21 protein-coding genes are annotated in these 20,039 nt (G+C 66.5%); 15 read left to right on the top strand and 6 right to left on the bottom strand.

The window, feature by feature from the left end:
• Nucleotides 1-201: 201 nt before the first annotated feature.
• The 5 genes from bfr (at nt 202) to C1A30_RS03220 (ending at nt 6,208) form a co-directional block, all read left to right on the top strand.
• Complete coding sequence (bfr, locus tag C1A30_RS03200; RefSeq protein WP_067803232.1) at nt 202-687, top strand: bacterioferritin; 486 nt, start codon at nt 202-204, stop codon at nt 685-687.
• Nucleotides 688-802: 115 nt separating this feature from the next.
• Nucleotides 803-2,848 carry an MDR family MFS transporter gene (locus tag C1A30_RS03205; protein ID WP_101946828.1) on the top strand — a complete coding sequence of 682 codons (2,046 nt, stop codon included), beginning with the start codon at nt 803-805 and terminating at the stop codon, nt 2,846-2,848.
• 314 nt (nt 2,849-3,162) lie between these two features.
• The gene (locus tag C1A30_RS03210; protein WP_101946829.1) at nt 3,163-3,645 is read left to right on the top strand and encodes a carboxymuconolactone decarboxylase family protein; all 483 of its coding nucleotides are present in this window, start codon (nt 3,163-3,165) and stop codon (nt 3,643-3,645) included.
• A gap of 21 nt (nt 3,646-3,666) precedes the next feature.
• Nucleotides 3,667-5,088, top strand: coding sequence for a glutamine synthetase family protein (locus C1A30_RS03215; protein ID WP_101946830.1), 1,422 nt, complete (start codon nt 3,667-3,669; stop codon nt 5,086-5,088).
• Between the two features lie 13 nt (nt 5,089-5,101).
• Nucleotides 5,102-6,208, top strand: coding sequence for an amidohydrolase family protein (locus tag C1A30_RS03220; protein WP_101946831.1), 1,107 nt, complete (start codon nt 5,102-5,104; stop codon nt 6,206-6,208).
• Between the two features lie 5 nt (nt 6,209-6,213).
• Here the strand turns inward: C1A30_RS03220 and C1A30_RS03225 are convergent, their stop codons facing one another.
• The 3 genes from C1A30_RS03225 to C1A30_RS03235 all read right to left on the bottom strand — a co-directional run bounded on the left by C1A30_RS03225 (nt 6,214) and on the right by C1A30_RS03235 (nt 9,443).
• Nucleotides 6,214-6,657, bottom strand: a complete 444-nt coding sequence (locus C1A30_RS03225) for a nuclear transport factor 2 family protein (RefSeq protein ID WP_101946832.1) — start codon at nt 6,655-6,657, stop codon at nt 6,214-6,216.
• Nucleotides 6,647-8,431, bottom strand: coding sequence for an amidohydrolase family protein (locus C1A30_RS03230; protein WP_101946833.1), 1,785 nt, complete (start codon nt 8,429-8,431; stop codon nt 6,647-6,649). The genes C1A30_RS03225 and C1A30_RS03230 overlap by 11 nt, the downstream gene beginning before the upstream one ends.
• An 88-nt stretch (nt 8,432-8,519) precedes the next feature.
• Nucleotides 8,520-9,443: an SDR family oxidoreductase gene (locus C1A30_RS03235; RefSeq protein WP_101946834.1), complete on the bottom strand. Its 924-nt coding sequence runs from the start codon at nt 9,441-9,443 to the stop codon at nt 8,520-8,522.
• A gap of 19 nt (nt 9,444-9,462) precedes the next feature.
• Between C1A30_RS03235 and C1A30_RS03240 the strand changes: the two genes are divergently transcribed.
• The 3 genes from C1A30_RS03240 (at nt 9,463) to C1A30_RS03250 (ending at nt 11,552) form a co-directional block, all read left to right on the top strand.
• Nucleotides 9,463-10,374: a dienelactone hydrolase family protein gene (locus C1A30_RS03240; protein ID WP_101946835.1), complete on the top strand. Its 912-nt coding sequence runs from the start codon at nt 9,463-9,465 to the stop codon at nt 10,372-10,374.
• Between the two features lie 96 nt (nt 10,375-10,470).
• The gene (locus C1A30_RS03245; protein WP_101946836.1) at nt 10,471-11,142 is read left to right on the top strand and encodes a YoaK family protein; all 672 of its coding nucleotides are present in this window, start codon (nt 10,471-10,473) and stop codon (nt 11,140-11,142) included.
• 14 nt (nt 11,143-11,156) lie between these two features.
• Nucleotides 11,157-11,552: a hypothetical protein gene (locus tag C1A30_RS03250; RefSeq protein WP_200828142.1), complete on the top strand. Its 396-nt coding sequence runs from the start codon at nt 11,157-11,159 to the stop codon at nt 11,550-11,552.
• 4 nt (nt 11,553-11,556) lie between these two features.
• Here the strand turns inward: C1A30_RS03250 and C1A30_RS03255 are convergent, their stop codons facing one another.
• Both C1A30_RS03255 and C1A30_RS03260 read right to left on the bottom strand, forming a co-directional pair.
• Nucleotides 11,557-12,081 (bottom strand): winged helix-turn-helix domain-containing protein, encoded by a 525-nt coding sequence (locus C1A30_RS03255; RefSeq protein WP_235009627.1) that lies wholly within the window; start codon nt 12,079-12,081, stop codon nt 11,557-11,559.
• 60 nt (nt 12,082-12,141) lie between these two features.
• Nucleotides 12,142-12,924, bottom strand: a complete 783-nt coding sequence (locus C1A30_RS03260) for a MetQ/NlpA family ABC transporter substrate-binding protein (protein WP_235009628.1) — start codon at nt 12,922-12,924, stop codon at nt 12,142-12,144.
• Nucleotides 12,925-13,056: 132 nt separating this feature from the next.
• Between C1A30_RS03260 and C1A30_RS03265 the strand changes: the two genes are divergently transcribed.
• The 5 genes from C1A30_RS03265 to C1A30_RS03285 all read left to right on the top strand — a co-directional run bounded on the left by C1A30_RS03265 (nt 13,057) and on the right by C1A30_RS03285 (nt 18,511).
• Nucleotides 13,057-14,487, top strand: coding sequence for an APC family permease (locus C1A30_RS03265; protein ID WP_101946840.1), 1,431 nt, complete (start codon nt 13,057-13,059; stop codon nt 14,485-14,487).
• Nucleotides 14,484-15,809, top strand: a complete 1,326-nt coding sequence (locus C1A30_RS03270) for a glutamine synthetase family protein (RefSeq protein WP_101946841.1) — start codon at nt 14,484-14,486, stop codon at nt 15,807-15,809. The genes C1A30_RS03265 and C1A30_RS03270 overlap by 4 nt, the downstream gene beginning before the upstream one ends.
• Complete coding sequence (locus C1A30_RS03275; RefSeq protein WP_101946842.1) at nt 15,806-16,822, top strand: LLM class flavin-dependent oxidoreductase; 1,017 nt, start codon at nt 15,806-15,808, stop codon at nt 16,820-16,822. Before C1A30_RS03270 ends, C1A30_RS03275 begins: the two co-directional genes overlap by 4 nt.
• A 10-nt stretch (nt 16,823-16,832) precedes the next feature.
• A complete protein-coding gene (locus C1A30_RS03280) occupies nt 16,833-18,062 on the top strand; it encodes an acyl-CoA dehydrogenase family protein (protein WP_101946843.1) in 1,230 nt (409 codons plus the stop codon).
• A gap of 80 nt (nt 18,063-18,142) precedes the next feature.
• Complete coding sequence (locus C1A30_RS03285; RefSeq protein WP_101946844.1) at nt 18,143-18,511, top strand: cupredoxin domain-containing protein; 369 nt, start codon at nt 18,143-18,145, stop codon at nt 18,509-18,511.
• Here the strand turns inward: C1A30_RS03285 and C1A30_RS36415 are convergent.
• Nucleotides 18,504-18,860, bottom strand: a complete 357-nt coding sequence (locus C1A30_RS36415) for a ClpX C4-type zinc finger protein (protein ID WP_101946845.1) — start codon at nt 18,858-18,860, stop codon at nt 18,504-18,506. The two genes, C1A30_RS03285 and C1A30_RS36415, sit on opposite strands and share 8 nt — an antisense overlap.
• A 94-nt stretch (nt 18,861-18,954) precedes the next feature.
• Between C1A30_RS36415 and C1A30_RS03295 the strand changes: the two genes are divergently transcribed.
• Both C1A30_RS03295 and C1A30_RS03300 read left to right on the top strand, forming a co-directional pair.
• Nucleotides 18,955-19,365, top strand: a complete 411-nt coding sequence (locus C1A30_RS03295) for a hypothetical protein (RefSeq protein ID WP_235009629.1) — start codon at nt 18,955-18,957, stop codon at nt 19,363-19,365.
• Nucleotides 19,362-20,039 (top strand): HAD family hydrolase, encoded by a 678-nt coding sequence (locus C1A30_RS03300; protein WP_235009630.1) that lies wholly within the window; start codon nt 19,362-19,364, stop codon nt 20,037-20,039. Before C1A30_RS03295 ends, C1A30_RS03300 begins: the two co-directional genes overlap by 4 nt.

Genomic DNA, 20,039 nt, shown 5'->3' on the forward strand with positions numbered 1-20,039 from the left:
CAGTCTAACCTTACTTAGCGTAGGCAGTCCAGAGCCGTCGCGCGATCCACATGTCCGTTGCTGCGGATCGACCGTGACACAATGGAAAACACGCCGTTTTCCAGCCAATATGGTGGGCTTCGGGGTCACGTCTGCACTAGATTGGGGTGGCACTACGGACAGCGAAGCTCGATCAGGCCCACACGTTGCTTAGGAGCGACCATGCAAGGCGATGCCGACGTTCTGAAACTGCTCAACGAGCAGTTGACAAGCGAACTCACGGCGATCAACCAATATTTCCTGCACTCCAAAATGCAGGCGAATTGGGGATTCACGGAAATCGCCGAGCACACCCGTAAAGAATCTTTCGAAGAAATGCAGCATGCGGAATCGATCACCGACCGCATTCTCATTTTGGATGGGCTGCCGAATTATCAGCGGCTGTTCTCACTGCGGGTCGGCCAGACCCTGCGCGAGCAGTTCGAAGCTGATCTGGCCATCGAGTACGAGGTGATGGCGCGCCTGAAGCCGGGCATCGTGATGTGCCGCGAGAAGGAAGACGCCACCACGGCCAACCTGTTCGAGAAGATCCTCGCCGACGAGGAAGAACACATCGACTACCTCGAAACCCAGCTGCAACTGATGGACAAGCTGGGCGAACAGCTCTACCTCGCGCAGTGCGTATCGCGGCCGCCGTCGTCGCTATAGCCCCGGTTTCGCATCCACGCACGCGGTAACTCCTGAGCCTGTCGGACCGCGGCCGTAACTTCTATAGCCTATCTAACGATATGGCTGGCGGAACGGTCGTTGGAGAGAGGCAGGTATGACAACCGCGGACCCCGAAGCGGGCGGCGCACTGATCAGTCCGCAGCGGCGCAACCTGATCTTCGTCGCTGTGCTGCTGGGCATGCTGTTGGCGGCGCTGGACCAGACGATCGTCGCGACCGCGTTGCCCACTGTGGTCGCCGACCTCGGCGGCGCAGGCCACCAGTCCTGGGTGGTGACGAGCTACCTGCTGGCGTCGACGATCGTCACCGCGATCGTCGGGAAACTCGGCGACCTGTTCGGCCGCAAGATGGTGTTCGCCGCGGCGATCGTGTTCTTCCTCGTCGGGTCGGTGCTGTGCGGTCTGGCCGGGTCGATGACCATGTTGGTCGCGTCGCGCGCACTGCAGGGTGTCGGTGGCGGCGCGATCATGGTGACCGCCACCGCGCTCATCGGCGAGGTGATTCCGCTGCGCGATCGCGGCCGCTACCAGGGCGCGCTTGGCGCGGTGTTCGGCGTCACGACCGTGATCGGCCCGCTGCTCGGCGGCTTCTTCACCGACCACCTCACCTGGCGCTGGGCGTTCTGGATCAACGTCCCGGTGGCCGTCGTGGTGTTCTTCGTGGCGATCGCGGCGATACCCGCGCTGGGCCGCACAGGCAGGCCGGCCATCGACTACGCGGGCATTCTGTTCGTCGGCCTCGGCGCGTCCGGGCTCACGCTCGCGACCAGTTGGGGCGGCGGCGAATACGCATGGGGCTCGCCGATGATCATCGGGCTGTTCATCGCATCCGCGGCCGCGTTGGCGATTTTCGTGTGGGTGGAAACCCGTGCGGCAGAACCGATCCTGCCGATCCGGCTGTTCAGCGACCGGGTGTTCGCGGTGTGTTGCGTGCTGTCGTTCATCGTCGGATTCGCGATGCTGGGCGCACTGACCTTCCTGCCGACGTTCATGCAGTTCGTCGACGGCGTTTCTGCGACGGTGTCGGGGCTGCGAACGTTGCCCATGGTCGCGGGCCTGCTGCTGACGTCGATGGGCAGCGGTGTGCTCGTCAGCCGCACCGGCCGCTACAAGATCTTCCCGGTCGTCGGGACCGCGGTGATGGCGCTGGGATTCGTGCTGCTGTCGCGCATGGACGCGGGCACGCCGATGGTGCTGCAGTCGGTGTATCTGTTCGTGCTGGGCACCGGCATCGGCATGTGCATGCAGGTGCTCATCCTGATCGTGCAGAACACCGCCGACTTCACCGACCTCGGCGTGGCCACGTCGGGCGTCACGTTCTTCCGGACCATCGGAAGTTCCTTCGGCGCAGCCATTTTCGGGTCGCTGTTCGCCAACTTCCTGCAGGACCGGATCGGCCATGCGCTCGCCGAGAGTGGGGCACCACCCGCGGCCGCACAGTCCCCGCAGGTGCTTCACCAGCTACCGCACGAGGTCGCGGCGCCGATCGTGACCGCCTATGCGGACTCCCTCGACATGGTGTTCCTGTGCGCGGCGCCGGTGGCGCTGGTCGGTTTCGTCGTCGCGTGGCTGCTCAAAGAGGTCCCGCTGCGCGAGATGGATGCGGTCAACGCCGTCGACCTCGGCGAGGGCTTCGGCATGCCCAGCAGCGACTCGCCGGACAAGGTGCTCGAGATCGCGATCGGCCGGATGATGCGTCAGTCACCCGAGGTCCGGTTGCGCAACATCTGCGAAAGGCCGGGTTGCAGCCTCGACATCGCGCGACTGTGGGCGCTGGTCCAGATCTATCGGCACAACCAGGCGTTCGGCTCCGCGCGACTGACCGACATCGCCGACCGGCTGCGGGTGCCGTGCGAGGTCCTCGAGCCGACGTTCGACCGCCTGGTCGAAACCGGATACGCGCTGCGGACCGGGGACCTGCTGTGGCTGACCCAGGCGGGCGCCGCCCAGGTCGACGCGGTGTCCTCGGCGTTGATCACCAAGATCGTCGAGAAGCTGGCCTCGTCGCAAACTTTCGAGGGCAGGCCGGACCGCGCCGCGGTGGAGGCCGCGCTGGAACGCATCGCGCACCGGATGCTGGTGCAGCGGGACTGGGACGACGAGCGGGCTCAACTCGCAACGGTGGGCTCACAGCAAAGCTGATATGCGCCAACGATGGCAATCACGCGGCGCTGGCGCGGACGCTTCGGGTATGGAAACTCACCGACAAGAACCCCGGGCTGGACGAATCGACCTCCTGGCACCTCACCACCAGGCCGGTCGGTATCTCCTCAGCTCGACCGCCGACGATGTGCACCCGCCGCTGTATTACCTACTGCTGAAGGCTTGGCTGTCGCTGCTCAGCAGCAACCCGTGGACGTGCCGGGCAGCAACGCCGACCGTGTCCGGCTCTTCCGACTCGTACCGCAAAATTAGAACGTGTTCCAATTTTGTCGGCTCACGCGTACCATTCGGCCATGAGCCGAATTGGATCTTTCGCTGACGACGACGCGGCCGCCTGGGTGGCGAAGTCCCCGGACATCGGTGTCGCCATGGCCGGATTCACCAACGCGGTGTACACCAAGAATCGACTGCCGATGCGGGTCCGCGAGTTGGCCCGAATGGTCATCGCGCTCGACAACGAATGCGTGGTGTGCCAGAACACCCGCGACTCCGAGGGCATCGCCGCCGGTGTCGACGAGGACCTCTACGACCATGCCGCCGAGTGGCGGACGTGGCCGGGGTACAGCGCCCAGGAGCGCATCGCGGCGGAGTTCGCCGAACGCTTCGCCAGTGACCACACCGGTCTGCGGGACGACGAGGACTTCTGGGCCCGCTGTGGCGAGCACTTCAGCGACGAACTGTTGACAGATCTCGCTCTGTCGTGCGCGATGTGGCTCGGCATGGGCAGGATGCTGCGCACGCTCGACATCGGTCAAAGCTGCAAGATCACGCTGTAATTCGCGCCGCCGCATTGGACAATGGCTGTCATGGCAGCCAAACCGCTAGCCGCCGCTGCGATCGCCCAACTGGAAGCCGACGGGGTCGCCACGCTGATCGGGACGGTCGTCAACCCGGCGGGCCTCATCCACGCCAAGACCGTGCCGCTTCGGCGGATGGGCACATTCGCCGATCCAGGCCTCGGCGCCAGCCCGGTCTGGCACGTGTTCGCCATCGACCAGGTCGGCACCGTCTTCGGCGAACGAACCGGAGTCGTGGGGGACCAGCGGATCCGGATCGACCTGGGCGGGCTCCGCATCCTCGGCGACGGATTGGCTTGGGCACCAGGCGCTTTCTTCGATCAGGACGGCACCCCCGATCCGTACTGCACCAGGGGCGCGTTGAGCCGGATCGAGGCCCGGCTGGCCGAGGCGGGCATCGATGCGGTGGTCGGCCACGAGATGGAATTCGTTCTTGTCGGGCCCGACGGCAGTCAACTGCCGTCGCATCTGTGGGCGCAGTACGGGCTGGCCGGAGTGCTCGAGTTCGAGGGCTTCGTCCGGGACGTGACCAACGCTGCGGCGGCATCTGGTGCCGCCGTCGAACAGTTCCATCCGGAGTACGGCCGCAACCAGTTTGAGATCTCGCTGGCACCACTGTCACCCGTCGCCGCCGCGGATCAGTTGGTGCTGATGCGCATCATCATCGGCAGGGTGGCCCGGCGGTACGGTCTGCGGGTCAGCCTGTCTCCGGTGCCGTTCGCGGACAGCGTCGGATCCGGTGCACATCAACACTTTTCGATGAAGCGCGATCAGACGCCGCTGTTCTCCGGCGGGGCGGGGGCAGGCGGGATGACCGCGGAGGGGGAGGCCGCCACCGCCGGTCTGCTCGCTGGGCTGAGCCAGGCCCAGGGCGGGCTGTCCGGTTCGGTGGTGTCCGCCGGTCTGCTCGCTGGGCTGAGCCAGGCCCAGGGCGTGCTGTCCGGTTCGGTGGTGTCGGGTTTGCGCATGCAACCCGGCCTCTGGTCGGGCGCGTACGTCTGCTGGGGCACCGAAAACCGGGAAGCCGCGGTGCGATACCTGATCGCCGGTCCGAGCAATCCGCAGGGCGCCAACGTGGAAGTGAAGGTGATCGACCCGTCGGCCAATCCGTATCTCGCGACCGCCGCCATACTCGGTCTCGCGCTCGACGGCATCGAACGCAAGCTGACCCTGCCACCGGAGACCACCGTCGATCCGGCCAAGCTGACCGACGAGCAGCGCGCCAAGGCGGGCACCAAACTGCTGGCCGCCAAACAGGCCGACGCCCTTGACGCGCTCGACCAATCCGCTTTGATGCGCGGCATTCTCGGCGACGAGGTGGTGGACGCCGTGCTCGCGGTCCGGCGCTACGAGCAGGACACGTACGGCAACCTGGCCGACGAGGAACTCGCCGAGAAGTTCCGGCTGGCCTGGAGCGTGTGAGAGCGTGTGACCTTTGACCCTCCTGGCTGAGCACATCGAGAACGTGCCGCTGGTCGACCATCACGTGCACGGCTGCTGGCTAACCGCACCTGACCGCGCCCGGTTCGAGAACGGGCTGAACGAAGCCAACACCGAACCTCTCGCCGACTTCGATTCGGCGTTCGACACCCAACTCGGGTTCGCGGTCCGCGCGCACTGCGCACCGCTGCTGGGGCTGCCGCGGCACGTCGACGCCGATACATATTGGAGCCGCCGCAGCCGACACTCCGAAGACGCGCTTGCCCGACTGTTCCTGTCACACGCCAAGGTGTCGGATTGGCTGGTGGACACCGGGTTCGGCGACGGCGTAGCCGATCTCGACGTCGTCGCCGACCTGTCCGAAGGATACGTACACGAGATCGTCAGGCTGGAATCGGTGGCCGAGGCCGCCGTGGCCGCGGACGAAGACTATGCGTCGGCGTTCACCAGGATCCTGGAGGAGCGGGCCGCCACGGCGATCGCCACCAAGACGATCCTTGCCTACCGCGGCGGTTTCGACGGTGACCTGACCGAACCCACCGCCGAGGAGGTAGCGCAGGCGGCCAGTCGATGGCGTGACAGCGGTGCGCCCCGGTTGACCGACCGGGTGCTGTTGCGGTTCGGCCTGTATCAGGCGTTGCGCCTTGGCAAGCCCCTGCAATTCCACGTCGGGTTCGGCGACCGCGACTGCGATCTGCACAAGGCGAATCCGCTGTATCTGCTTGACTTTCTGCGCACCAGCGGAGACACCCCGATCATGCTGCTGCACTGTTACCCATACGAACGCGAGGCCGGGTATCTGGCGCAGGCCTTCAACAACGTCTACCTCGACGGCGGACTGGCGATCAACTATCTGGGTGCCCGCTCAGCGTCGTTCATCGGCCGCCTGCTCGAGATGGCGCCGTTCCGCAAGATCCTGTATTCGTCGGACGCATTCGGCCCTGCCGAACTGCATTACCTCGGGGCGCGGTTGTGGCGCGACGGAATACGTTATGCCCTACAGGGTTTCGTCGACGCGCGAGAATGGAGCGAAGCCGACGCGATCCGAGTGGTGGACCTGATCGCACACGGCAACGCGAACCGCGTCTACGCGCTGGCCTGATCCGGTCAAACCAGGCCGGTGGCGTCGAAAACCCACGACATATCGGCCGTGGCGAAGTTCTCCAGCCAGGACGGCGGTGCGAAGTTCGTCAGACCGCCCATGTCCCAGTAGTCCTTCCACAGCGTGATCTTGCCGTTCTCGACCTTGTGCACTGTGACGAACGGCAACGTGGCGGTCTCACCGGTGGGCCAGACCCACGTCTCGGAGTGCTCGTACATCACGTCGGTACCGTTGGTCAGCAGCAGGCCGTCGTGGTTTTCGTAGTGCGACAACCCGTCCCACGCGATTCGGATCCGCTTCTCGATGTCGTCGGGGCCCCGCGCGGCCGCCGCGGGCCCCACCGGTACGTCGAAGTAGATGCAACCGTCGGCGAGGTACGTCTTCGCCGCCTCGAAGTCGCGAGATGACAGCGCTTTCCACAGGTTGCGAACTGTATCCTCAACCGACACTGGTCAACTCGCTTTCTGCGAGGGCGGGAGCCTTGTGCGCGGCACGCAGGAAGCGGCCCGTGCGCCGGGTGCCGACGAGGTCGGTCGGCGCACCGTCGAGGAACACCAGGCGGCCGCCGACGAACACCGCTTTGACCGTGTCGTCGTTGCGGTTGACCATTCGCGAGAGTCCGCCGTACTGCTCGACTTCGGCTTCGGCGTAGCCGTCGAGCGTCGAGTCGAGCCGTTCGGGGTCGACCACGACGAGGTCGGCGCGGTCGCCGAGGCGCAGATGGCCGGCGTCGATCCGGTACCAGTCGGCCAGTTCACCGGTCAGCCGGTGCACGGCCTGCTCGACCGTCATGAACGGTGTGCCGGCCCGCTGCGCGTCGTAGACGTGCCGCAGCAGTCGTAGACCCATGTTGTAGAAGGCCATGTTGCGCAAGTGGGCTCCGGCGTCGGAGAACCCCATCTGGATGCCGGAGTCGCGGGCCAGCTTCTCGAGCACCTCGGGCCGGTGGTTGGAAATCGTTGTCCGCCAACGCAACGCCCTGCCGTGTTCGAGCACCAGGTCGAGGAACGCATCGACTGGGTGCAGGCCGCCGCGATCCCTGCCCACTTCACCGAACGATTTACCGATCACCGACGCATCCGGGCACTCGACGATCTCGGTGTCGAAGAAGTCGCGCTGCCATACCCGTATCCCGAACTTGCTCTCGTAGTCCTTGCGGAACCGGCGGCGATACGCCTCGTCGCGCATCAGACCGTTGCGTTCGACTTCGTCGCGCAGGTGCAGCGCGGCCGCGCCCGCACCGAACTCCTCGAAGACCACGAGGTCGATGCCGTCGGCGTACACCTCGAACGGCACCGGCAGGTGCTGCCAACGGAAGTTGCCGCCGAGCCTGTTGACCATGCGCGCGGCCGGTCCCAGCGCGTGGATGCTGTAGGGATTCGACTTCACATCCGCGGCCGAGAGCAGGCTGGTCTTGAGCGGGTTGCGGAAGATGCCGAGCGACTGCGCCAGCTGCGATGCCAGGTTCAGCGGATTCTGAATGTCGGGGCCGGACTGCAGGACTCGGCCCGCGCGCCGCAGGATGGATTTCAGCCTGCGCAGTTCACGCGGTTTGGCGTACGTCGAAGGCAGCGTGCGTGATCGGCACACCTCGCCGTCGAGCTTGTCGAAAAGCAGTTGCTGCGAGGACATGCCGACGAAACCCGCGCGCAGCGCGTCGTCGAGCATCCGCTCCATTCGCGCCTGCTCTCCTCGGGTGGGACGGTCGTCTTTTCTCGTCGCGCGGTCGAGTCCCATGGTGGCTGCCCGCATGTCGGAATGGCCGATGAACGCGGCCAGGTTGGGGCCGAGTGGACGCGCCTCGAGCGCCCGGATGTATTCGTCGGCGTTGGTCCACGTCTTGTGGCTGTCCACCGCGGCGATGACGTGCTCGCGGGGGATCGCCTCGACACGTCCGAAGATGTCGCCCGCGTCCTGGCCGTCGACGTAGATGGTCGACAACGAGCAGGACCCGAGCATCACCGTCGTCACGCCGTGGCGCAGCGATTCGGAAAGCGACGGACCGTTCAGTACCTCGACGTCGTAGTGGGTGTGGATGTCGAGCATGCCCGGCAACACCCACTTGCCGGTCGCGTCCAGCACGCGCGGGCAGTCCGTGGCGTCCAACTCGTCCGGCGAGATCGCCACCACGTGGCCGTCGCGGATGCCGATGTTGCGCACCGCCGACGGCGCGCCGGTGCCGTCGAACCAGCGGCCGCTCGCGATGATGGTGTCGTAGGTCACCAAGTCATCGAACAGCGCCTGCCGGTGGGTGTCAACGAAATCGGTGAACAGATTTTTCGAACTGTCTACTTTGGCCGCTGAGCTGCGATCATAGCTCCGCCCAGCCGTCCGGCTGGTGGCCGTCGATGTCGGTGACGCCGTATTCGCGAGCCAGTTGGGCGGAGGTGACCGAGCGCTGATTCCAGCGTGCCCTGGCCTCGTCGGCGGCCAACGCCGCGATGCCTCTGCCGACGAATCTCGGCGACTCCGACACCGCGAAGCCGGGCGGAGCGGTCGGGCCGTCGGAGCGCAGCGGATCCAGCGCCATGTGCCAGTTCTCCTCGGTGACACCCCAGTTGTCGAGCATCATCTCCGAGCGCAACCAACCGGGCGTGACGGCCACCGCGGTGGCGCCGAAGCGTGCCAGTTCGTGGCCAAGGCTGTAGCCGAGCCTGTTGACCGCGACCTTGGACAGGTCGTAGAAGACCGAGATCCGGTAGGTGTGATCGTTGTAATCCTTTGTGCCGTCGGTGACTTCGACGTGCAGGCCGCCCGGCCGCGTGACGAGCAACGGCAACAGGCAGTGCGCGGTGATCAGGTGAGTGCCTACGCCGAGGTCGAGGATCCGAAGGCCGTCGTCGAGGTCGTGTTCCCAGATCGGGCGGTTCCATGTCGGCGGGCCGCCCTTGAGCACCTCGGCGCCCCAGATGTCGTTGACAAGGATGTCGATGCCGCCGTACTCGTCGCGCACGCGATCCGCCAGCGCCTGCACCTGTGCGACGTCGAGGTGATCCACCTGCATCGCAATGCCGACGCCACCCAATGCGGTGACCAGTTCGGCTGTCTCCTCGATGGTTTCCGGACGGTCGTAGTCGGACTGGCCGTTGCCCGCCACGCTGCTGCGACCGGTGCAGATCACGGTCGCCCCCGCCTCACCGAGCGCGGCGGCGATACCCCGTCCCGCTCCCCGGGTCGCGCCGGCGACAAGTGCCGTGCGCCCGCGCAGCGCATCTGCATCCGGCGTCCAGTTCATGAGGGCATACTCGTCGAATGTGACCCCGCTACAGCGCTATATCGCCGAAGAAATCGCCACCGATCATGTCGACGGGTTGTTGTCCCGGCGCGAAGCCCTGCGCAGGCTCGCGTTACTCGGAGTCAGTACTGCCGCGGCCAGCGCGCTGATCGCGGCGTGTAGTGAGAACAAGACCGCGACGTCCAACCCGCCGGTGACGTCGAGCGCTCCTGCCAGTGCGCCGACGATGCCGCCCGGATCGGCCAAGGCGTTGCCCACCGCGCCGATCACCTGGGCCGGTCCGCAGGGTCAACTGCAGGCGGCGTGGGCCGAAGCGCCGAACGCGAAGGGCGGGATTCTCGTCATCCACGAGAACAAGGGCCTCACCGACTGGGTCCGCTCGGTGGCGGGCCGGTTCGCGGGCATCGGGTACTCGGCGTTGGCCATCGACCTGCTGTCCGGGCAGGGCGGCACCGCGAAGTTCACCGACCCGGCGGAGGCCACTGCGGCGCTTGGCAAGATCCCGCCGCAGGAGTTCGTCGCCAACCTCAAATCCGGGGTGGGGGAGTTGGCGCGTCGGACGCCCGGCAAGAAGCTCGCGATCGTCGGGTTCTGCATGGGCGGCGGCCTGACGTGGCAGCTGCTCGCCGCGGGTGCAGGCGACCTGGCCGCGGCCATGCCGTTCTACGGGCCCGCTCCCGACAACCCCGACTTTTCGAACTCGAAAAATGTTGCGGTGCTTGCGTTTTACGGTGAACAGGATCAGCGCGTCAACGCCACCGAACCGGTCGTACGGGCAGCGCTGGAGAAAGCCGGGATGGTGCACCAGCTCGTCACCGAGCCGAACGCCAACCACGCGTTCTTCAACGACACCGGTGACCGCTACAACGCGGCCGCGGCCGACGACGCGTGGCGCCGCGTGCAGGACTGGATGACGCAGTACGTGGGCTAGTTACTTCCGCGAGCAGACGCAAAGTGCGCCATTTCGTCGGCGTGTCGGGGACTTTTGCGTCTGCTCACGGTAATTAGCCCGCGCTAGTTTGGCCGGGTGGCCGAGGACACCGAACGCACCAGAAGCCTGTGGTTCGCGTTGCTGCTGACCCTGGCCAACGGGTTCCTCGACGCCCACACCTACATCTCCCGTGGCGGGGTGTTCGCCAATGTGCAGACCGCCAACGTGATCTTCGGCGCCATCGACACCTCGAAGCGGGAGTGGGCGATGGCGCTGGCTCACCTGTGGCCGCTGCTCGCGTTCATCGCGGGCGTCGGGTTGGCGTCGCACATCAAATCCGGCCGGGCGGAACGGTTCGTCGCCAGGCCGCTGGTCTGGACGATGGCGGTGCAGGCCGTCGCGCTTGCCGTCATCGGCTTCGTCCCGGCATCGGTCCCGCATAGCTATGTCACCGTGCCGATCTCGTTTCTGGCCGCGATGCAGATCGGCCTGTTCCGCAACATCGGCGAACTGGCTTATCTGCCGGTCGCCACCACCGGCAACCTGATGCGATTCGTCGAGGCGGGCTACGCCGGCTTCGTCGACCGGCGACCGGATCAGCGTCGGGCGTTCGGGGTGTACGGCGCGCTGATCCTGACGTTCGCCACCGGCGCGCTCGTCGGGGCGTACGCCAGCAGGGCGTGGGGAGTGCACGCGATCTGGCTACCAGCCGGGTTCCTCGCGGTGACGCTGTGTTTGTTCATCATCGATGAAGGCCACCTTCGGTGATCTACCATCCGAAGATGCTCCGGTTGCCGACGATCCTCGCCGCCGCGGCGCTGGCGCTCGCGGGTACCACACCGGTGGCAACCGCAGAGCCGAGCCCGCCGCCGTGTCAGTACACCTTGTCACCGCCGCAGGTGGTCCAGCTGTCGGGAACGAACGTCGTGACGTCCACGCTGTCACTTGCGGCCTGCGATCAATCCGTGGCGTACCAGACCGTCGCGTGTGTGCAGTTGCAGGGCAGCGACGGTCCCGGCCAGTGCGCGCAGCAGGTCGGCATTCTCACCGCGCAGGTGTTCTACCAGCCGTATCGGCCTGGTGCGACGTACACCGCGACCGGCAGGGGATGCGCGAACACCGGCAATCCACCACAGCCGGTCTGCAAGCCGATGGGCCCGCTGACCGCAACGCTGTAGCCGCTCACGCGGCGACGAAGCGCACCTTCGGGCCGGGGTTGAAGCGGTATCCACGCCCCCGGATCGTCGTCAGCACTTCCGCGTATGGGCCGAGCTTGGTGCGCAGCCGCCGGACGTGGGTGTCGACGGTGCGCAAGGACACCTCACTTCCCGGTGCCCGGTCGCGCCACACCCGGTTCACCAGTTCGGTGCGCGACACCGGTCGTCCCGGCACCGCGGCCAGGTAGCACAGCAACTCGAATTCGCGGTAGGTCAGCCGCACCCGGTCACCGTCGATGCGCACCTCGCGCATGATCCGGTCGATGGTCAGCCCGGTGGGCGGGACGGTGGGCTTCGCCGCCGCGGCGGCGACCACGGCCTTGTGCGCGCGCACACCCGGCACCGATCGGACGATCACCTGGGCATAGTCGTCAGCCAATTGTGCTGTGCGGCTAGGCAAGTCGGCGGGCGTCGCGGGCACCTCGAGCACGAGCAGCACCCGGACGGTGTCGGCGCGCGGCATCGGGGGCCGCTGTGCCCCTTGGTACACACCAACACTGTGGCGGTAGCGATTTGCCGGGCACAGGGTTTACTTCGCGGTGAGCGCAATTCAGAACGCCGCCAGCACCTGCCCGGCATAGGTGGTCGTGATGAATTCTCGGGTGGACTCGTCGTTGAGCGCCTGTGCCAGCGCATTGACGACCGGGCTTCGACAGTTGTCCGGCCTGGCCACCAGATACTCCGCGTACACCGGATTGCCCCGATCGCAGTGCAGCGCCGTCCCGGTGTCCACACCCCACTCCATCGCCTGGTTGCCGAACAGGAACACCACATCTGCGCCCGCCCCGCTGCGCCCGCCCGTATCGAAATCTTCGCGCAGCTCGCCGAGCAGCCAGCTGGCCAGCTCTTTGAGCACCAGCCGGCGCGGATTCGACCGCACGTCACCGACGCTGGTCAATCCCCGCCGCGACGGCGCGCATTCGATCAGTCCCAGCTGCTCGAGCATGACCAGTGACCGGTCGATGTTGACCGGATCCGACGGCAGCGCCACCTCGGCATACTCGGGAATCGCGTCGACCTCAGGAATCCACGTCGAGTACAACCCGAACGGTTCGATGTGCACCGGCACCAGCGGCACCAACCCGTTGCCGGTGCGGCGGTTGAAATCCTCGAGGAACGGCAGGTACTGGAAGAAGTTCGCATGCAGCCGGCCGCCTGCCAGCAGATCGTTGGGCTCGTCGAAGCTCTCGAAGATCTCGATCTGCAGGTCGATGCCTTGGCCGGCCAGCGGCTCGCGGACGAAGTCGAGGATCTCGGCGTGCGGCACAGGCGTGGCCCCCACCCGCAGCGGGCGTTTGCCTCTGCCGCCAACGGCGCGCACCGAGCTGCTCACGCCGCGAACACTACCGGCGCACACGAATGTGTCCAATTGTGACGACATATGACTCACGGTGACTCCAGATCTGGTGTCGCCCAACGCGTTTTCCTACCGTCGGGCCAACTTCCACCGATAGGACGGTCAACCATGTCCGAAACCACCGCCACATCAGAGGCTTTGGGGGAGCATCCGTCCCCGCCGCGGCGCCAACTGACGGGCAACCTCGGTGTGCCCGCGATCGTGTTCATGGTCGTCGCCGCGGCGGCGCCGTTGGGCGTGATCGGCGGCGTGGTGCCGCTGGGCCTCGCCTCGGGCAACGGTGCGGGATTCCCCGCGACGTTCATCGCCTCGACGGTGATACTGCTGTTCTTCGCCGTCGGATTCACGGCGTTGACACCGTACGTCGAGGAGGCCGGCGCGTTCTTCTCTTACGTGCGTACGGCATTGGGATTCCCCGCAGGCATCGGCATCGCTTTCGTCGCGTTGGTGAGCTACGTGGCGATCGAGGCAGGCGTGTACGGCCTCCTCGGACCCGCGGGCGGTGCCGTCGTCGAATTGTTCGGCGGGCCCGCGCTGCCCTGGTGGCTGTTCGCGGCGGTCGCGTTCGTCGTCACCGCGTTCCTGGGCTACCGCAACATCCAGTTGTCCAGCCAGGTGCTGGCGGTGCTGCTGACCGCAGAGATCGCCATCGTGTTGGTGCTCGACGCGGTGATCGTGGCCCGCGGCGGTGACCACGGCTTGTCGACGGGCATCATCAATCCCGGCGTGATCTTCTCCGGATCCGTGGGCATCGGCCTGCTGTTCGCACTCATCAGCTTCGTCGGCTTCGAGGCCACTGCGATCTTTCGCGACGAGGCCCGCACGCCCGAACGCACCATCCCGCGCGCCACCTACGCCGCCCTGATCCTCATCGGCGTGTTCTACGCGGTGACCAGTTGGGCGCTGGTGTCCGGATGGGGCGACGCGGAAGCGGTCAGCAGGGCCACCGAGTCGGGCAGCACCTTCCTGTCCGACACCGCGCAGCGCTACATCGGCGTTGTCGGCAACGACATCATCACGGTGCTGTACTTCACCAGCCTGTACGCCTGCATCCTGTCATTCCACAACGTCGCGTCTCGCTATGTCTTCGCGCTGTCGCAGCGCGACGTGCTGCCCGCGTCGCTGAGCTATCCGCACGCCAAACACGGTTCACCGCACCAAGCTTCGCTGTGGATCTCCGGTGTCGTCGCGGTCAGCGTCGTGCTTGCCGTGGTCTTCAAACTCGACCCGGCCGCGCAGTTCTACACCTGGTTCGCCGGCGCCACCACGGTCGGATTCGTCGTGTTGCTGATCGCCACCAGCGTGGCCGTGCTGGTCTACTTCGCCCGCGACCGCCGCGGCAACTCGCAGTGGCGGGTGCGCATCGCGCCGCTGCTGGGCCTGGTCGGGTTGGCGGGCGCGCTGATCCTGATATTGGCCAACCTGAAGGATCTGGTGGGCGGGTCGAGCGTGCTGGCGTGGGTGATCGTCGGCCTGCTGGTCGGCGCGTTCGCGGTCGGCGCCACGGTCGGCACCAGGGTCGTCAAGGCGTCGTCATGACGCAGACGGTCGACACCTCGGCGCCAGAACGCGATCTCCTGCAAGGCATCGCGGACGGATCGCTGACCGAGATCGAGGTGGCGTGGAGCGATCCGTTCGGCCACGCTCAGGGCAAGCGGATACCCGCCGCGCAGTTCCTCGACCGCGCCAAGGGCCACGGGTTCGCGTTCTGCGAGGCCTCGTTGGGCTGGAACACCGACGGAACCGTCATCGACGGCCTCGGCCTGACCAACTGGGCGGGCGGCTATCCCGACGTATACGCGGTACCCGACTTCAACACCTTCCGGCCGCTGCCATGGCGGCGCGGTGTCGGCCACGTCATCTCCGATATCGTTGCGCACGACCGGAATCCGTCGCTGTTGGACCCGCGTGCGGTGCTGAAGCGGGTGCTGGCCCGACTGGCCGAACTGGGCTACACCGCGAAGGTCGGCGTGGAACTCGAGTTCTATCTGCTGAACGCGGACGGGACACCGTTTCAACACGACATCCACGCGTACTCGCTGGAGAACGCCAACGCGCTCGACCCGCTGATCACCGACCTGAACGAAACGCTCGGCGCCTTCACCCGGTTGGAGGGTATCCAGACCGAGTACGGGCCCGGCCAGGTGGAGACCAACCTGGTCTACACCGACGCGCTGGCCGCGGCCGACGATGCGGCGCGGCTCAAATACGCCGCGAAGGAGGTGGCGCGCAGACACGGCAAGGTTGCCAGCTTCATGGCCAAGCCGTTCTCCGAACACTCCGGCAGCTCGCAACATCTGCACATCTCGTTGTGGCGCGACGGCGCAGCGGCTTTCGCGCCGGACAACGGCGTCGAGAACGAGATCGCATTGCACGCGATCGCAGGCCTGCTCGAACATCTGCCGTCGATCACGTTGTTCGGCGCGCATTCGGTCAACGCGTACCGCCGGTTCGTGCCCGATTCGTTCGCCCCGGCAACGGTGACATGGAGCCGCGACAACCGCAGTGCGGCAGTGCGTTCGCTGATCGAGGGTGCGGCCACGCGGATCGAACTGCGCAGCGGCGCATCGGATGCCAACCCGTACTGGTTGGTCGCATCGGCGCTGGCGGCAGTGGTCGCGGGTCTGCAGGCGCGGCGCAGGCCGCCGGAATCCGAAGGCGGCAACCTGTATTTCACCGGCACCCCGCTGCCCGAATCGCTCGGCGTCGCGCTGGCGCTCGCCACTTCGGACGACACCATCCTCGAGATCCTAGGCGCCGAGTCGGTGCGTGATTTCGCCGCCATCGCGCGCAGTGAGTGGCAGCAGTATTCAAATCACGTCAGCGACTGGGAGCGCCAGCGCTACCTGACCAGTTCATGAGCGGCCCTCGGTTCGGCGTGTGGGCGCCGGTGTACGGCAACCACGGCGCCCGCAACCACCCGGACGATGCGCCGGATGCCGGCTACCGTCGCAACCGCGACCTGCTGATCCGCGCGGAGCAGGCCGGTTTCGACTCAACCCTGTTGGCGCAACACGTCATTCACCCCAGCAATGTCGAAGACGACGTGCTCGAGACGTGGTCGACGCTGGCCGCGCTGGCCGAGGCCACCAGCCGCATCGAACTCATCGGCGCCATCAAGCCGCTGCTGGTCAATCCGTTGGTGTTCGCCAAATTGGCGGCGAACATCGGCGAGATCTCGGCGGGCAGGCTTGCGATCAACGTGGTCAGCGGATGGTTTCTGCCTGAACTCGAAGCGCTCGGCCTCGACGCCGCCGACCACGACGACCGTTACGCGTACACCAGGACGTGGCTGGAGACCGTGCTGGACCTGTGGGCGGGAAAGCAGGTCGACATCGCAGGCCGCGGCGGCCAGCCTGCGCTCGTCCGTCCGATACCGGATCAACCGCCGCCGGTGTACTTCGGCGGCGAGTCCGAACCGGCACGTGCGCTGGCCGCGCAACACGCCGACGTGTTCTTCATCAACGGGCGGCCGCTGGCCGACACCATCGAGGTGATCGAGGATCTGCGGGTTAGGCCCCGCGACCGTGCCCCGTTGCGGTTCGGGTTGTCCGCCTTCGTGATCGCACGCGAGACGGAAGCCGAGGCGACGGCCGAACTGCAGCACCTGCAGTCGCTCGTCGACGCCGAACGCAGACCCGAGATCTCGTCTGGCACCGACCCGAAGACCCAGATGTACAAGGTGCTTTCGGGCACCAGCAGGGTCGGCTCCAACGGCGGCACATTGGCCGGCCTGGTCGGCAGCTACCGGCAGGTGATCGAGCGGATCGAAGCATTCCACACCGCGGGCGTCGAACTGTTCATGCTGCAGTTCCAGCCGCTGGACGCGGAACTGGACCGGTTCGCCGACAAGATCATTCCGCACTTTCGCTAGGAGAAGACAAGTGACCCTCGAAGCAATCGGGGCGCGCCCCGCGTTTTCCGAAGAGCCGCTCGGCGGTTCGGTAGCAGACCGGTTGGCCCGGCTGGCTGACATCGTCGAGGACCTGCGCCGCGACGACGCCGCCGCCGAGCGGGACCGCGTCCTCCTTTACGGCGCGGTCGAACGCCTGCGCCACGCAGGACTGCTCAGCCTGCGGGTGCCGACCCGCTACGGCGGGCCTGGCGGTAGGGCACGTGACGTCATCGGTGCCGTCGTGCAGATTGCCCGCGGCAGTTCGAATGTGGCGCAGTCACTTCGGGCGCATTTCGGATTCTCCGAGCGGCTGCTGAGCAATCGGGCCAACGAGGCGGAACGCCTACAATGGTTTCCCGTCGTCAACGCGGGGGTGGTGTTCGGCAACGCGATCACCGACGCCAACGGCAAGGCGCCGGCAAGCTCCGACACCACGCTGCTGGCCGACGCCGACGGCGTGCTGCGGCTCAACGGTTACAAGTTCTATTCCACCGGAACACTGTTCGCCGATCTGATCGCGGTGTCCGCCGTCGACGCCGACGGCCGAGACCTGCAGGCGATCGTGCCGACCGACCGCGCCGGCGTCGAACTCTTCGACGATTGGGACGGATTCGGCCAGCGCCTCACCGCCAGCGGGGGCACGCGGTTCACCGACGTCGCCGTCGAACCGGCCGAGGTGACGACGGTGTCCGACGGCAAGCATCTGGGGCATTCCACCGCGTTCCTGCAGCTGTATCTGGCGGCGGTGGCGGCCGGTATCGCGCACGGCGTGTCCGACGACGCGGTGGCGTACGTGCGGACGAAGGCGCGTCCCGCGTCGCATTCGCTAGCCGATACGGCGTCAGAGGATCCGTTCATCCTCGCCGCGGTGGGCGACATCGCCGCCAACGCGGCCGCAGCCGAAGCGCTGGTGCTGTCGGCCGCCGCCGCGATCGATGCCGTGGTGGACGCAGGTGGGCAGGCCGATCCGGACGCACTGGCCGACTTGTCCGTCACGGTCGCCAAGGCACAGTTGGTGGCGGAACGGCTGACCCTGGCCGCGGCGGAGCGGCTGTTCGACACCGGGGGAGCGTCGGCGACCGCCCGCAAGCTCAATCTCGACCGGCACTGGCGCAACACCCGGACGCTGGCGAGCCATAATCCGTTGGCGTACAAGGCGTACGCCGCCGGTAACTACGCGGTCAACGGTGTCTGGCCGCCCGCCAACGGCTACTTCTGACCGATTGTCGCCAGAGTCGAACTGAACCAATCCGATTCGGGAACCGTGTCTCTGCCGTAGGCCAATCGAGAGGGGTCACGATGAAGAGATTCGGGATGTTCTGGGTGGCGATGTGTCTGGTCGCGGCGTTGACCACGGCGTGTGGCGGGTCAGCCGACACCGCCAAGGAGTCCCCGACGACCACCGCTCCCGCCGCCGCAAGTGCCGCCACGATCACGATCGCCGATATGAACTACGGCCAGCCCGTCACGGTGCCCCCGGGCGCCACGATCACCGTCAAGAACAACGACTCCGTGGAGCATTCGGTGACCTCGGATGCGGCGGACAAGTTCAGCACGGACATCGACGGCAACGAGCAGGGCACGCTGACCGCGCCGACCGAACCGGGCGAGTACGCGTTCCACTGCAAGTATCACCCGTCCATGCACGGCACACTGATCGTCAAGTAGCCCTTGGGGAGAAGCGCTCCCAGGCCGACTGGCGCGTCATGTTCAACGCCGCGCCGATCCGTGCCCATGACACGCCACGGTTCCGCAGTTCGCTGACGCGCTCGCGCAGCCCGGCGTCGATGTTGGCTGCCGAGGCCGCGATGACCGGTAGTCGCTGCAGCAGTTTGTCGTCGGACAAGCCGGCCCATTCGGGCAGTGCGGGCGGTTCGGCGTGGGTGGCGTTCGCGATGACGTCCACGCACAGGTTCACGCATTCGTCGCAGATGTAGACCCCCGGCCCGGCGACGAGCTTGCCGACTTCGGTGTGCGGCTTACCGCAGAAGTTGCAACGTAGTTCGACCGACGCCATGTTGTCAGGCTAATCCTGACAGCGGTTTAAGGCGGCCATCTCCAGGGCATCCGGCGCAATTAGCGGGTTCGTCAACAAAACGGAAGGAGCCGTCATGGCTACCAACACCGTGATCGGGATCATCGTTGCGGTGGTCGTCGCGATCGCCCTCATCGCACTGGTTGTCTATCTGGCGCGAAACGCGCGCAATCGGCGCAGGCAGGCGCACGCCGAACAGATCCGAGAGGAAGTCCACCGCGACTCCCGCCACGTCGAGAAGCGCGAGGCCATCGCCGAAGAAACCCACGCCAAGGCGCGTGCTGCGCAGGCGGAGGCCGACGCGAAGGCGGCCGAGGCGGCCAGGCTGCAGAGCGCCGCAGCGCAACACCGGGACGCGGCGACGACGTCGCGTGAGGAACTCGAGGCGCGTCGACAGCATGCCGACAAGATCGATCCCCGGCGCACCGACGCCGAGCAGATGCAGCCCGATACGCCGCAGCAGCAACCCCAGCAGCCGCGCAGGTGACACCCGGTAAAGCGGCCGCGGTGCTGTTCGACATCGACGGCACGTTGGTCGACTCGAACTATCTGCATGTGTACGCATGGCATCGGGCGTTCCACGAAGCCGGCGTCGACGTCGAGGACTGGCGGATCCACCGGTGCATCGGCATGGACGGCTCAATGCTGGTGAAGTCCCTCGCCGAGGACTCCGTCGAGGACACCCGGTCGAGGCTGAAGGATCTGCATTCGCGCTACTACAAGCAGACCGCGTCGCTGCTGCGGCGGCTGCCGGGGGCACGTGAATTGCTGGAAGCCGTCGACGCGCTCGGTCTGCAGATCGTGTTGGCGACGTCGGCGCCCGCAGACGAACTCGCGATTCTGCGGGAGGTGCTGGCGAGTGACGATCTGGTGTCGGCGGTGACCTCGTCGAAGGACGTCGACACCGCCAAACCGCAGCCCGACATCGTCGGCGTCGCACTCGAACGTGCCGGCGTAGACGCCTCTGGTGCCGTGTTCGTCGGCGACGCGGTGTGGGATGTGGAGGCCTGCAACCGGGCGGGCGTGCCGTCAATCGCCCTCCTCAGCGGCGGCGTGTCCCGCGGCGAGCTCGAAAACGCCGGTGCACAAGCCGTTTTCGAGAACGCCGCCGAGCTGCGCCGGCAGCTTGACGACACGCTGATCGCCAAGCTCGCCGGTTAG

Source organism: Mycobacterium sp. 3519A (assembly GCF_900240945.1).
Lineage (GTDB): Bacteria > Actinomycetota > Actinomycetes > Mycobacteriales > Mycobacteriaceae > Mycobacterium.